Here is a 12,650-nt window from a genome sequence, read left to right on the forward strand (position 1 = left end):
GCTTAGCGCTCCAGGTCGTGGCGGTTGGCACGCTGTTCCAGGCGGTTCTGGAAGTGCGCGAGGATGCTGGCCAGCACCCAGTAGATCAACGCGGCCGTAAGGTACATGGCGAAAATTTCAAAGGTACGCGCCGTTACCAACTGCGCCTGGCGGAACAGCTCCGGCACCTGGATAGTAGCGGCCAGGGCCGTGTCCTTTACCAGTGAGATAAAGCTATTGCCCAGCGGTGGCAAGGCCGTGCGAGCGGCCTGGGGCAGGATGGTGCGGCGCAGGGTTTGCGCACGGGTCATGCCAATACTGGCAGCCGCTTCCCACTGGCCACGGTCGATGGAACTGATGGCCGAACGCAGGATTTCACACGCGTAGGCGGCCATGTTCAGCGAGAAGCCAATCAAGGCCGCCGTGAGCGGGCTCAGTTCCAGCCCTATGGAAGGCAGGCCGTAATAAATCAGGAACAGCTGCACCAGCAGCGGCGTGCCCCGAAAGAACGACACATACACCCGCGACACCGCGCGCAATGCCATCAGCCGGGACAGGCGCATCAGTGCCAGCGCAAAGCCGAGCAGCAGCCCGAAGAACATGCCGCCCAGGCTGAGAATCACGGTAAACCAGGCGCCCTGGAGCAGGAACGGTAGTGACTCCAGGGCGACGCGCAAACTTTCCTGATTCATTGCGTTACATCAGCGCCGAACCACTTCTGCGACAGCTGGGCAAGGGTGCCGTCCTTGCGCAGCTTGGCCAACGCATCGTCCACTGCCTTGAGCAACTCGGGCTCGCCCTTGCGCAGCGCGATACCGGCTTCCTGTCGCGAGAAGGCATCGCCGGCCACGGCCAGGCGGTCGCCGGTTTTCTTCACGGTATCCAGCGCGGCCAGGCGGTCCACCAGAATGGCGTCGATACGTTTGTTCATCAGGTCCTGGAATTTGGTGGGGTCGTCTTCGTACGTGCGCACGTCCGCCTGCGGTACGTTTTGCTTGAGCCACTGTTCGTAGTTGGTACCCAAGCCTACGCCCACCTTCTTGCCGGCCAGGTCTGCCGGTTTGCTGATGGAGCTGGCGTCTGCCTTGCGGGTCAGGGCCTGAATGCCGGACACGGTGTAGGGGACCGAGAAGTCGTATTTTTTCTTGCGCTCATCGGAAATGGTCACCTGGTTGATCACCACATCCAGGCGCTTCGATTCCAAGGCTGCCAGGATACCGTCCCATTTGGTGGGCTGAACGTCTGCCTTTACGCCCAGTTCCTTGGCCAGGGCCTGCGCCAGCTCCACTTCGAAGCCAGTCAATTTGCCGCTTTCGTCTACAAAGCTGAACGGCGGATAGGTGCCTTCGAGGCCTACCTTGATCGCACCGTGGTCCTTGATTTGCTGGAGTTGCTCGCCAGCCTGGGCCTGAGCCCCGAAGGCGGTGGCAAGCACCAGGGCAGTGAGGGCGAACTGGCGACGCAGTGCGTTCAAGCGCATGGAAATATCCTTTTTGTAAGAGAGAGGTCAGGCTGACCAGGCATCGGTGTAGGCAAAAAGCGCGGGAGCGCCGCCGGTATGCAGGAACAGGATCGGGCCGTCGTTGAAGCGTTGCCGACCTACGCCATCGAGCAGGCCAGCCATGGCCTTGGCGGTGTACACGGGATCGAGCAGGATGCCTTCCTGGCCCGCCAGCAGCTTGATCGCGGCCAGCCCGCCCGCGTTCGGCTCGCCGTAGCGAGGGCCATAGTATTCGTCCCAGAGGTGAACCTTGAAGTCCGCTGGCAGCGGCACACCCAGCAACTCGGCGGTGGCCTCGACCAATTGGCGGACCTTGGGCCGCTGCTGGTCCTCATCGCGCGAAACAGTCACACCAATCACCGGCAGGTGCGGGAGCTGCTCACTCAGAGCAAGGGCAAGGCCGGCATGGGTCCCGGCACTGCCACTGGCCAGCACCACGGCGGAAAATTCGACGCCGCTGGCGGTGACCTGCTCGGCAAGCTCTAGCCCGGCGCGTACGTAGCCAAGCGTGCCCACTGGGCTGGAGCCGCCGATGGGCACGATATAGGGCTGCTTGCCGGCGGTGCGCAGGCGTGCCGCCAAGGCTTCGAGCGAGGCCTGGGCGTTATCGAGGTTATCCACAAGCTCGACCCGGGCGTCGAACAGGTCCAGCAACAGGCGGTTGCCGTTATGCAGGTAATCGGCCTGGGTGGTGCCGGTGGGGTTTTCCAGCAGGGCGAAGCAGGCCAGCCCCAGGCGGGCGGCGATGGCGGCGGTTTGCCGCACATGGTTGCTCTGGATTGCCCCGGCAGTTACCAGCGTATCGGCGCCCTGCGCGAGGGCGTCGGCCGCCAGATACTCCAGCTTGCGCAGCTTGTTGCCGCCCAACGCCAGTGGCGTGAGGTCGTCGCGCTTGATGTAGATGTCACGGCCCAGCCAGGTGGAAAGCCGGTTGAGCTTTTCCAGCGGCGTAGCGGCGGGCATCAGGTCCAGGCGGGCAAAACGGGAAAGCTGCTCGGTGATCATGAAGTATCCGATAAGTGGACGAACCGCGACTATAGGCATGGCACCACGCCCAGGCAATACGTTCTCGACCCCACTTTAACGAGGTTGTTACATATTCCTGACCGCAGGGTAGTGCGCAAAAACGGTTATTTTTTGATACGTCGGATTTCCCGTACAGTAGGCGCCGGAGCGGCGCATACCCGGGCCGTATGCACCGCCCTTAACCGCAGGAGAAGCGACCGTGAGCGAAAATGGGCAAGGCTGGGGCCAGAACGGCGGCCACTGGCAACTGAAAAGCATTGTCGGTGAGCTGCGTGCCGCGCGCGAACAATGGCGCCGGCAGAACGGCCGCAGCTGCGGTTCCACTGGCGGGCGCGAGCTGCCCTCGCGGGAAGCCATGGCAACCATTCTCGAGCTGCTGTGCGGCGCGCTGTTCCCGATGCGCCTCGGGCCGGTGGACCTGCGCGAAGAAAGTGAAGACTTCTACGTGGGGCACACGCTGGATGCCGCACTCAATGGGCTGCTGACCCAGGCGCGCCTGGAGCTTCGCTATGCCGGGCGTCATGGCCCGTGCAATACCGAGGCACTGGACGCCACCGCCTTGCGCCTCACGCAGGGCTTTGCCGCCGCCTTGCCAGGCATTCGGCAACTGCTCGATACCGACGTACTGGCTGCCTACCAGGGTGACCCGGCGGCGCGCAGCGTGGATGAAGTATTGCTGTGCTACCCCGGCGTGCTGGCAGTCATTCACCACCGCCTGGCCCACCACCTGTATCAGGCAGGGCTACCCCTGCTGGCGCGCATTGCTTCGGAGCTGGCGCACTCCACCACCGGCATTGATATCCACCCTGGCGCCCAGATCGGGCCAAGCTTCTTCATCGACCATGGCACGGGCGTGGTGATCGGCGAAACCGCGATCATCGGCGAGCGGGTGCGCATTTATCAGGCCGTGACACTGGGCGCCAAACGGTTCCCGGCTGCGGAAGATGGCACTCTGCAGAAGGGCTTGCCGCGCCACCCCATCGTGGAAGACGACGTGGTCATCTATGCCGGGGCCACCATTCTGGGGCGGATCACCATCGGCAAAGGCTCCACCATCGGGGGCAATGTATGGCTCACCCGTAGCGTGCCGCCAGGCAGCAACCTCACGCAGGCCAGCCTGCAGCAGGATGAAGGCAGTACGCGCTGAATCGTGTTCAGCCACGGTACCGACTGGCCGTGGCGGTTTGGCCTCAACGGATAATCATGTTTAAATTGAACGCTCGTTCAACTTAAACATGTTCGCATGCTGCGTTCATCCGGAGGCCCGACCTGTCCGTGAGCAGTCTTTCCGCACCTGTTCGTATGAACCCGCCAGTATTCGCTTTTGCCGCGGGTGCCATCCTTCTCTTCGCTGCCGTTGTGCTGGCCTTCCCTGCCCAGGCCGGGGCCTGGTTGCTCGCCGCGCAGAGCTGGGCCGCCAACACCGTTGGCTGGTATTACCTGCTCGCCATGACCCTCTACCTGGTGTTCGTGGTGGTCACTGCCTTGTCGGGGTACGGGCGGATCAAGCTGGGCGCCGACCACGACGAGCCGGAATTCAGCTACCTGTCCTGGGCCGGCATGTTGTTCGCCGCCGGTATCAGCATCACGCTGTTCTTCTTCTGCGTATCCGAGCCCCTTACCCACTTTTCCCAGCCACCTGTAGGCGAAGGGGGTACCGCAGCTGCTGGGCGCCAGGCAATGCAGCTACTGTTCCTGCACTGGGGCCTGCATGGCTGGGGCGTGTTTGCGTTCGTGGGTATGGCGCTGGGTTATTTCGCCTATCGACACAACCTGCCGCTTGCGCTGCGCTCTGCCCTGTATCCGTTGATTGGCAAGCGCATCAATGGCCCGATCGGCTATGCGGTGGACGGTTTTGGCATCATCGCGACGGTGTTCGGCCTGGGCGCGGACATGGGCTTTGGGGTACTGCACCTCAATGCCGGGCTGGATCAGCTATTTGGGGTGCCCCATAGCCAATGGGTGCAGCTGGGGTTGATTGCGCTGATGATGGGTGCGGCGATCCTGGTAGCCGTGTCGGGCGTGGACAAGGGTGTGCGCCTGATGTCCGACCTGAACATGCTGCTCGCCTGCGGCCTGTTGCTGTTCGTGCTGTTTGCCGGGCCTACCCAGCACTTGCTGAACACGCTGGTGCAGAACATCGGCGATTACCTATCGGTATTGCCTGCCAAGAGCTTCGACCTGTATGCCTACGGTGACGCTGGCGGCTGGCTGGGCGACTGGACGGTGTTCTACTGGGCGTGGTGGATTGCGTGGGCCCCGTTCGTAGGCCTGTTCATCGCGCGTATTTCCCGCGGGCGAACCATCCGCGAGTTCGTGTTCGGCGTGCTGTTCATCCCCCTGGGCTTCACCTTGGCATGGATGTCCATCTTCGCCAACAGTGCGCTGGACCTCCAGCTGCACGGCGTACTGGACCTGGCAGGTTCAGCGGTCGCCGACCCCTCCCGCACCCTTTACCTGATGTTGCAGCAATACCCCTGGAGCCGCACGGTTATCGGGGTAACGGTATTCGTAAGCTTCGTGTTCTTCGTGACCTCGGCGGATTCAGGCACCGTGGTGCTGTCTACCCTGTCGGCCAAGGGCGGTAGCCCGGATGAAGACGGGCCCAAGTGGCTACGCGTGTTCTGGGGCAGTGCCACGGCGCTGGTGACGGGGGGCCTGCTGTTCGCTGGCAGCATCGATTCGTTGAAGTCGGCGGTGGTACTGACGTCGCTGCCGTTTTCGTTGATCCTCCTGCTGATGATGTGGGGCCTGCACAAGGCGTTCTACATGGAGTCCCAGCGGCAGATCGCCCAACTGTACTCGCTGGCCCCCACCACATTGGCCGGGCGTGCCCGCGGCCGTGGTGGCTGGCGCCAGCGCCTGAGCCAGGCGGTGCACTTCCCGTCGCGGGACGAGGTATACCGTTTCATGGAAGGTTCGGTGCGCCCCGCCATGCAGGACGTTTGCGCCGAATTTGTAGGCAAGGGCCTTAATGCACGGGTGGAAGAAGACACGGGCCACGGGGCCGAAAGCCTGATCGTGACCCACGGCGAAGAGCGCCCGTTCGTGTACCAGGTGCGCATGCGCGGGTATTTCACGCCTTCGTTCGCCCGGGGCAGCATGGGCAACCGGGAGCTGAAGAACCGCCGCTATTACCGCGCCGAAGTGCATCTGGCCGAGGGTAGCCAGGATTACGACCTGGTGGGCTACCACAAGGACCAGATCATCACCGACATGCTCGACCAGTACGAGCGGCACATGCAGTTCCTGCACCTGGTGCGGTAAGCGAATGGGCGGCGGTTAAACGATGCCGCCGTTCGCCCGGAGCACTTGCCCGTTGATCCAGCCGCCTTCCGGCCCCACCAGGAAAGCGACCACGCTGACAATGTCGTCGGGCTCGCCCAAGCGTTCCAGCGGCGGGCGCTTGGCCAAGGCCTGTACCTGCTCGTCGCTTTTGCCTTCGAAGAACAGCTCGGTCGCGACCGGCCCTGGCGCCACGGCGTTTACCGTAATCTGGCGGCCGCGCAGTTCCTGGGCGAATACCTTAGTGAAGGATTCCACCGCCGCCTTGCTGGCGATATAGATCGAGTAGTTGGGCAGGTTCATGCCCACGGTGCTGCTGGAGAAGTTCACGATACGGCCGCCATCGTTCATGCGGCGCGCGGCCTCGCGCAGGGTATTGAACGTGCCGCGGGTGTTGATGTTGAACGTGTTTTCGTAAAGCTCATCGGTGCTGTCAGCCAACGAAACCATTTTCAGCACGCCAGCGTTGTTCACCAGCACGTCCAGTTTGCCGAGTTGGTTTTCGGTTTCGTCGAACAGGCGCCGTACGTCTTCGCTTTTTGACACGTCTGCCTGAATGGCGACGGCGCGGCCACCTTCATCGGTAATGCGTTTGACCAACGCCTCGGCTTCTGTGGCGCTGCGGGCATAATTGATGGCGACTGCATAGCCTTCGTCGACTAAGCGGAGTGCCAGCGCGGCGCCTATTCCGCGGGAAGCCCCGGTAACCAAGGCGACTTTTTGACCAGGCTTGACCATCACACGCTCCTTCGAAAATGAGAAATCCAGGCAAGCAACCATAGCCCAGCGCGCAGTAACGTTGGATGAAAATCAACGGCCGCTGCCGATGGCCAGCAATTTTAGGGTTATCGGCGACGTATAGAGCTCTTCTACGCTATGGCCCACCCCCGGCACTTCGGCCTGCACGCGCACAAGAGAAGCGTGCCATTGCTGGCCAAGCAGCCGTTCATAGGCAAGGAAATGCCGTTGGCGGTCCAGGCGCGAGCTGCCCTGCGCTTCGGCTGCGCAGGTTTTGTCCAGCAACCGGTGCCCCGGATCGTTGTCCGCCCCGCCTACCAGGTACGTGATGTGCTGCTTCGCGTAGTGCTCGAACAGCGCATGCGCCGCTATGGGCTGGGCTGCCACATAACCTGGCACGCCCTCAAGGCCATAGCGGTAATGGTTTACCTCAGGGCAATGAGCAACGGCGGCTTCATCAAAGCCAGCTCCCGAAGGGCGGCGGTCATCGAAGTAGAGGTAGCTCGACGGGCTGGAGATCACGTAGCGCACCTCAACCCCTCGAGAGGAAAGGCGCTGCTCGGCATTCCCGAATACGGCATAACGCTGCAACAGCTGGGCGCCCGCCGAATGGCCGATCAGCAGGATGCGCTTGAGCCGGGGATAACGTTCTTCGTTGCCCAACCACGCCAGCAGGTCATCCAGGGCCTGCAGCGGGGTAATCCCTGCCTGGCCTTGTACCGCCGGGCTGCCTTGCATCCATCGCCGATCCCACAACGGAACGTTCGCAGCGTTCGGGTTATCCCGAGCGGTAAAGAACCCCGGGGCCAACAGCAGCGTCTGGGTATCGGCCCAGTGCTCGGCGGCCAGTATCTGCTGGCCGATGTGGAAGTAATCCTGCGGATTGCGCCGAACCCCATGCAGGATGATTACCGCCTGTTCCACCTCGGGTGCCTGCTTGGTCGCCGTCACCGATTGGTTGGCGAACGCGGCCAAGGCATATCCGGGGCTTACCGGCACCGCCTGAAGGGCGTCTTCAGCCTTCGCCGGCGCGGTTAAAACGCAGGCCAGGCACAGCAAGGCGGCAAGGTAGCGAGGTGGCATTGGCAAACTCCATTGCTGGGCCATCGCCAAGTACGAAGGACCGGCGAGCCCGTTTCAGTACGGGGCGTCACCCAGAATAGTCGCCCGGTGCATCACCCGACGCGCCGGTCGGTAATCATCCACCGCATAGTGCTGGGTAACCCGGTTATCCCAGAAGGCGACATCGTTGGCTTGCCACTGCCAGCGCACGGTGAACTCCGGCCGCGTGGCGTGGGCGAACAGCATCGGCAGCAGGGCCGCGCTTTCCTGTTCGGACAGCTCATTGATGCGGGTAGTAAAGCCGTCATTCACGAACAACGCTCGGCGCCCGCTGACGGGATGGGTACGCATCACCGGGTGGGTTACGGGCGGATGACGCCGGCGAGTGTCATCCCAGCGCGCGAGATCCTCCGGCGTGCTGCCGAACCGCTCAAGCGGGAAGGATTTGGTGAAGTCATGGGTGGCGGTCAGCCCTTGGAGCAAGCGTTGCATGGGCGCCGACAGCCCTTCCCAGGCAGCGATGCCACTGGCCCAGAGGGTGTCGCCGCCGTAAGCCGGCACCTGTTTGGCCGCCAGCACCGCACCCATGGCGGGCGTAGGGAGGAAGGTTACATCGGTGTGCCAGATGGCGTTATCGCGCACGTCTGTGACCGCGGTATCCAGAACCAGCACTTCGGGCTGCTCGGGCACGTTCGGGTAAATCGGATGAATGTGCAGCTCGCCGAATTCCATGGCCAGGCGCGCTTGCTGCCGAGGGGTAAGGGGCTGGTTGCGGAAGAACAGCACGTGATGGTCAAGCAGGGCGCGTTCGAGCGCCTGCTGCTGGGCGGGGCTGATGGGCGAGGCCAGATCGATGCCCTCGACCCGCGCGCCAATGGCCGGGTTGAGGGGGGTCACGGTAAATGTCATTTCAGTTCGCTCGGTTGACCAATACGAAAGTGCGGATCAGTGACTCTGGCCGTGCCATGGCACCAGCTTGCGCTGCAACGCGCGCAGCCCCAGCTCCAGCGCGAAAGCAACCACCGCGATAATCAGGATGCCCAGTACCACCACGTCGGTGACCAGAAATTGCGCCGCCGACTGCACCATGAACCCCAGCCCACTGGTGGCGGCAATCAACTCGGCAGCTACCAGCGTGGACCAGCCCACGCCCAGGCCGATGCGAACACCGGTAAGGATGTCCGGCAAGGCGCTGGGCAGTATCACATGGCGAACCAGTTGCGCCCGGGAGGCACCCAGCGACTGCGCGGCACGCAAACGGGCCGGGTCCACCGTGCGTACCCCGGTAGCGGTAGCGATCGCGATCGGGGCAAAGATGGCGAGGTAAATCAGCAGCACCTTGGAGAATTCGCCGATGCCGCACCAGATCACGATCAGGGGCAAATAGGCCAGCGGCGGTATGGGGCGGTAGAACTCGATCAACGGATCGAGGATGCCCCGGGCGATACGATTGCGGCCGATGGCGATGCCCACCGGTATTGCCGTGACAATGGCCAGGCCCAGCGCGATGCCGATGCGTTGCAGGCTGGCGCCCAAGTGCTGCCAGAGAGTGGAATCCATGTAGCCCGTGGTTGCCAGCAACCAGCCTTTTTCCGCTACCGACGCAGGTGCGGGCAGGAACAACGGGTCAATCAGGCCAAAATGGGTCGAGGCCCACCAGGCCAACAGCAGGCTCGCCCCGGTCAGCAGGCTGATGGTTCGCGTACCTACGCGCCAGCTTTTGACTGGGGCAGGGGAGGTAGTGGCTTCCAGAGCCAGGTCGACGCTGCTCATACGGCCTCCTCGGTCACGCTGCGCTGAGAGAACACACGGGAAAGCACATGTTCGCGGGTTTCAATGAAGCGGGGGTCAGACTTGATCGCCCGTGCCGGTTCGCCCTCGGCGTACCGGCGGCCGAAATCCAGCGACAATCGCTCCACGATTCGCCCCGGGTTAGGTGCAAGCAGGATCAGCTCGGTCGCCAGAAATACGGCTTCTTCGATATCGTGGGTGATCAGGAAAACCGGTTTGGACGTGCGCCGCCATACGTTGAGCAGCAGTTCTTGCATCTGCTCGCGGGTGAAAGCGTCGAGCGCACCAAAGGGCTCGTCCATGAGTAATACTCGCGGGTCGGCGGCCAAGGCACGGGCCAGGCCGACGCGTTGCTTCTGGCCCCCGGAAAGCTCCCATACCCGGCGCTCGCCGAAATGGGCAAGGCCAACCAGCCCCAGCAGCTCTTGAGCGCGCGCCTCGCGCACCGGGCGGCTGGCACCGGCCAGTGCAAGGCCAAACGCAACGTTCTGCAGCACGTTTTGCCATGGCAGCAATACGTCGTCCTGGAACACCACACCGCGGTCCGCCCCCGGCCCAAGCACAGGCTCTCCGTCCAGGCGGATGCTTCCCACGCTAGGGGGCACGAAGCCCGCAATCAGGTTGAGCAACGAGGTTTTGCCGCTGCCGGAAGGGCCAAGCGCCACGGTAAGTTGGTTTGCCCCCAGGCGCAGGGAGATGTCTTGCAATACCGGCAGTGAAGCACCGGGGTACTGCGCGCTGACACGATTGAGCTCCAGCTGTGCCATGGGTTCGGCCCTCTATGAACGGTGCGGCTTATTTGATGTAGGTAGCGCTGACATAGGGGCTGTAGTCCGGTAGAACGGCCTCTACCTTCCCTTGCTCCTTGAGGAATTGGGCGGTTTCGCTGATTGCCTTGGCGGTACCGCCTTCCAGCAACTGGGTAGACGCCTGAGCATTGGCATCAGGGAACGCAGAGCCGGCGAGCAACTCAGGTACATCGCTGGCGTTGGAGCCGGTCAGTTTGGCGATTTTCTGCACGGGCGCGGAATCGGCAGTCCAGCTGTCCTTGTGCGCGGCATAATCGGCGTAGGCATCCAGCGTGACATGGGCGAACTTGGCGATCACGTCCGGATGCTTCTCGGCGTAATCCTTGCGCGCTACCCACACTTCAAAGGTGGGCGCTCCCCACTGGCCTACTTGCGCGGCATCGGTGAGCACCGTGCCGGTCTTGCGAATTTCACCCAACGCCGGCGACCACACGAACGCGCCGTCGATGTCCCCGCGCTTCCACGCAGCGGCAATCTCGAGCGGCTGCAGGTTGACCACCTTCACTTTGGTGGTATCCAGGCCCCAATGCTTGAGTGCACCCAACAGGCTGTAGTGAGACGTCGAAACGAATGGGGTGGCGATGGTTTTGCCCACCAAGTCTTCAGGCTTGGAAATACCGCTGCCGTTGCGCACTACAAGCTGTTCGGACGAGTTGATTTGCGCGGACACGATAAACGCCACGATCGGCAGTTTGCGCGATGCCGCCGCGGCGAGTGGGCTTGAGCCCAGGTTGCCGATCTGCACGTCTCCGGAGGCCAGCGCCGTGACCACTTCGGGGCCGCTGTTGAAGCGGCGCCAGTCGATTTTTTCACCGATAGCCTTTTCATAGGCGCCGTCGGCCTGCGGCACTTTGCTCGGGTCGATGCCGGTCTGATAACCCACCGTCAAGTTCGCGGCCTGCGCAGACAGCGCAACAGCGGTGAGGGCAATAGCGGTGAACAGTGCGCGGGGAGCGAAGGGGCGTGCCATGGGGAGTGCCTTAGGTGGGAGGGCGAATGGCACCTAGATTATCGTTATAAAAAATTACGGATAAATACTATTTGGGCATTAGCTTATGGCGGTTCGTTACGCTTTTGCTAACCGGGCGAGCGCGCATTTTGGGCTACACCTATAGGAGAGATACGACTGACCGGCAAAGCAGCGGCCATGACACATACGGTTATAACCACAGCATTATTCATTCTTTTTTAATTCCCGCCGGGCCATGCACCATGGCCTCAACACATCCCAAGGAGCTGACAACATGGGCCTCAAGCTTGGCGACATCGCCCCTGACTTCGAACAGGAATCCAGCATTGGCCGCATTCATTTCCATGAATGGCTTGGCAACAGTTGGGGCGTGCTCTTTTCCCATCCTGCGGATTTCACCCCGGTGTGCACGACCGAACTGGGCTTTACCGCCAAGCTGAAGGATGAGTTCGACAAGCGCGGCGTGAAGGCCATAGCACTGTCCGTGGACCCGGTGGACTCCCACATCAAGTGGATCGAGGACATCAACGAAACCCAGAACACCACGGTCAACTTCCCGATCCTGGCCGACGCCGATCGCAAGGTTTCAGACCTTTATGACCTGATCCACCCAAATGCCAATGACACCCTCACGGTGCGCTCGCTGTTCGTGATCGACCCGAACAAGAAAGTGCGCCTGACGATTACTTACCCGGCGAGCACCGGCCGTAACTTTAATGAAATCCTTCGGGTGATAGATTCGTTGCAACTCACCGACAGCCACAAGGTGGCGACCCCCGCCAACTGGCAGGACGGGGATGAAGTAGTGATCGTGCCGTCGCTCAAGGACGAAGCCGAAATCGCCCAGCGCTTTCCCAAGGGCTACCGCGCCGTGAAACCCTATCTGCGCCTCACGCCGCAACCCAACCGCTGAACCGAATGCCTAAGCAGGGCTTTGGGGGGCCATCGACTTGGCCCCCCTTTTTTTTATGCAAGCTGCCGCACCGCCCCATATGCGACGCTATAGCTACCACCCGTTTCTGCAATATCTATTAGCAATGTAGCCCCCATCAACGCCCTGCATTTAGCGACGGTGTCGCACCCGACTGGTAAGGTATGCCCGAAACGGGTAGGGATCTCTCACCCGTAGGAAGCGGGCGAAAGCTCGCGAAGAAATCCTCATCGGGTATCGTGCAATGAGCGAGATCATTGAATCCCTTCGCGGTGACCTGGCCGCGCTAGAGAAAGCAGGTGCTATCGATAAAGTCACAATGCGTGACTTCGATACGAGCTATCCGGCGCCTGTGCGAGCTTTTACGGCGGCTGATATCAAACATCTGCGTGAATCGCTTTTGTTCAGCCAGCCTGTGTTTGCTCACCACCTACACACCACCGCGTCCACAGTGCGTAAATGGGAGCAAGGGGAAACCCGTCCAAGCGGGCCTGCGTTGAAGCTGCTCAATATTATTGCCAGCAAGGGGCTTCAAGTGCTGCTCTAAGCGCTTATGCA

13 protein-coding genes are annotated in these 12,650 nt (G+C 61.9%); 4 read left to right on the forward strand and 9 right to left on the reverse strand.

Annotated elements, in window-relative coordinates; all coding sequences use genetic code 11:
• Positions 1-2: 2 nt before the first annotated feature.
• The 3 genes from tcyL to AC3Z8Y_RS00780 are packed head-to-tail and all read right to left on the reverse strand — an operon-like array spanning position 3 to position 2,485.
• Positions 3-671 carry a cystine ABC transporter permease gene (tcyL, locus tag AC3Z8Y_RS00770; RefSeq protein ID WP_490088045.1) on the reverse strand — a complete coding sequence of 223 codons (669 nt, stop codon included), beginning with the start codon at positions 669-671 and terminating at the stop codon, positions 3-5.
• A complete protein-coding gene (tcyJ, locus tag AC3Z8Y_RS00775) occupies positions 668-1,459 on the reverse strand; it encodes a cystine ABC transporter substrate-binding protein (RefSeq protein ID WP_490088046.1) in 792 nt (263 codons plus the stop codon). Before tcyJ ends, tcyL begins: the two co-directional genes overlap by 4 nt.
• A 27-nt stretch (positions 1,460-1,486) precedes the next feature.
• Positions 1,487-2,485 (reverse strand): D-cysteine desulfhydrase, encoded by a 999-nt coding sequence (locus AC3Z8Y_RS00780; protein WP_490088047.1) that lies wholly within the window; start codon positions 2,483-2,485, stop codon positions 1,487-1,489.
• A gap of 220 nt (positions 2,486-2,705) precedes the next feature.
• Here AC3Z8Y_RS00780 and epsC point away from each other — a divergent pair, with 220 nt between their 5' ends.
• Both epsC and betT read left to right on the forward strand, forming a co-directional pair.
• Complete coding sequence (gene epsC, locus AC3Z8Y_RS00785) at positions 2,706-3,653, forward strand: serine O-acetyltransferase EpsC (RefSeq protein ID WP_181113870.1); 948 nt, start codon at positions 2,706-2,708, stop codon at positions 3,651-3,653.
• Positions 3,654-3,808: 155 nt separating this feature from the next.
• Positions 3,809-5,773, forward strand: a complete 1,965-nt coding sequence (betT, locus tag AC3Z8Y_RS00790) for a choline transporter BetT (RefSeq protein WP_181119132.1) — start codon at positions 3,809-3,811, stop codon at positions 5,771-5,773.
• Positions 5,774-5,788: 15 nt separating this feature from the next.
• Here the strand turns inward: betT and AC3Z8Y_RS00795 are convergent, their stop codons facing one another.
• From AC3Z8Y_RS00795 to tauA, 6 genes are all read right to left on the reverse strand, one after another.
• Positions 5,789-6,529 (reverse strand): SDR family oxidoreductase, encoded by a 741-nt coding sequence (locus AC3Z8Y_RS00795; RefSeq protein WP_490088048.1) that lies wholly within the window; start codon positions 6,527-6,529, stop codon positions 5,789-5,791.
• Positions 6,530-6,601: 72 nt separating this feature from the next.
• Complete coding sequence (locus AC3Z8Y_RS00800; protein WP_490088049.1) at positions 6,602-7,612, reverse strand: hypothetical protein; 1,011 nt, start codon at positions 7,610-7,612, stop codon at positions 6,602-6,604.
• A 54-nt stretch (positions 7,613-7,666) separates the two neighbouring features.
• Positions 7,667-8,500: a taurine dioxygenase gene (tauD, locus tag AC3Z8Y_RS00805; protein ID WP_490088050.1), complete on the reverse strand. Its 834-nt coding sequence runs from the start codon at positions 8,498-8,500 to the stop codon at positions 7,667-7,669.
• A gap of 36 nt (positions 8,501-8,536) precedes the next feature.
• The gene (gene tauC, locus AC3Z8Y_RS00810; protein WP_490088051.1) at positions 8,537-9,364 is read right to left on the reverse strand and encodes a taurine ABC transporter permease TauC; all 828 of its coding nucleotides are present in this window, start codon (positions 9,362-9,364) and stop codon (positions 8,537-8,539) included.
• Positions 9,361-10,149 carry a taurine ABC transporter ATP-binding subunit gene (gene tauB / locus AC3Z8Y_RS00815; RefSeq protein ID WP_490088052.1) on the reverse strand — a complete coding sequence of 263 codons (789 nt, stop codon included), beginning with the start codon at positions 10,147-10,149 and terminating at the stop codon, positions 9,361-9,363. Before tauB ends, tauC begins: the two co-directional genes overlap by 4 nt.
• A gap of 28 nt (positions 10,150-10,177) precedes the next feature.
• Positions 10,178-11,161 (reverse strand): taurine ABC transporter substrate-binding protein, encoded by a 984-nt coding sequence (gene tauA / locus AC3Z8Y_RS00820; protein WP_490088053.1) that lies wholly within the window; start codon positions 11,159-11,161, stop codon positions 10,178-10,180.
• 274 nt (positions 11,162-11,435) lie between these two features.
• Between tauA and AC3Z8Y_RS00825 the strand changes: the two genes are divergently transcribed.
• Positions 11,436-12,074, forward strand: a complete 639-nt coding sequence (locus AC3Z8Y_RS00825) for a peroxiredoxin (protein WP_490088054.1) — start codon at positions 11,436-11,438, stop codon at positions 12,072-12,074.
• A 262-nt stretch (positions 12,075-12,336) separates the two neighbouring features.
• Positions 12,337-12,639, forward strand: coding sequence for a helix-turn-helix domain-containing protein (locus AC3Z8Y_RS00830; RefSeq protein WP_490088055.1), 303 nt, complete (start codon positions 12,337-12,339; stop codon positions 12,637-12,639).
• Positions 12,640-12,650: the final 11 nt, after the last annotated feature.

It is taken from the genome of Pseudomonas sp. 3MAES_34.3B (assembly GCF_058145875.1).

What these genes read in the sequence shown, in the direction of transcription:
- tcyL (WP_490088045.1), bottom strand. Translation starts at nt 671, where the DNA reads ATGAATCAGGAAAGTTTGCGCGTCGCCCTGGAGTCACTACCGTTCCTG.
- tcyJ (WP_490088046.1), bottom strand. Translation starts at nt 1,459, where the DNA reads ATGCGCTTGAACGCACTGCGTCGCCAGTTCGCCCTCACTGCCCTGGTG.
- AC3Z8Y_RS00780 (WP_490088047.1), bottom strand. Translation starts at nt 2,485, where the DNA reads ATGATCACCGAGCAGCTTTCCCGTTTTGCCCGCCTGGACCTGATGCCC.
- betT (WP_181119132.1), top strand. Translation starts at nt 3,809, where the DNA reads ATGAACCCGCCAGTATTCGCTTTTGCCGCGGGTGCCATCCTTCTCTTC.
- AC3Z8Y_RS00795 (WP_490088048.1), bottom strand. Translation starts at nt 6,529, where the DNA reads ATGGTCAAGCCTGGTCAAAAAGTCGCCTTGGTTACCGGGGCTTCCCGC.
- AC3Z8Y_RS00800 (WP_490088049.1), bottom strand. Translation starts at nt 7,612, where the DNA reads ATGCCACCTCGCTACCTTGCCGCCTTGCTGTGCCTGGCCTGCGTTTTA.
- tauD (WP_490088050.1), bottom strand. Translation starts at nt 8,500, where the DNA reads ATGACATTTACCGTGACCCCCCTCAACCCGGCCATTGGCGCGCGGGTC.
- tauC (WP_490088051.1), bottom strand. Translation starts at nt 9,364, where the DNA reads ATGAGCAGCGTCGACCTGGCTCTGGAAGCCACTACCTCCCCTGCCCCA.
- tauB (WP_490088052.1), bottom strand. Translation starts at nt 10,149, where the DNA reads ATGGCACAGCTGGAGCTCAATCGTGTCAGCGCGCAGTACCCCGGTGCT.
- tauA (WP_490088053.1), bottom strand. Translation starts at nt 11,161, where the DNA reads ATGGCACGCCCCTTCGCTCCCCGCGCACTGTTCACCGCTATTGCCCTC.
- AC3Z8Y_RS00825 (WP_490088054.1), top strand. Translation starts at nt 11,436, where the DNA reads ATGGGCCTCAAGCTTGGCGACATCGCCCCTGACTTCGAACAGGAATCC.
- AC3Z8Y_RS00830 (WP_490088055.1), top strand. Translation starts at nt 12,337, where the DNA reads ATGAGCGAGATCATTGAATCCCTTCGCGGTGACCTGGCCGCGCTAGAG.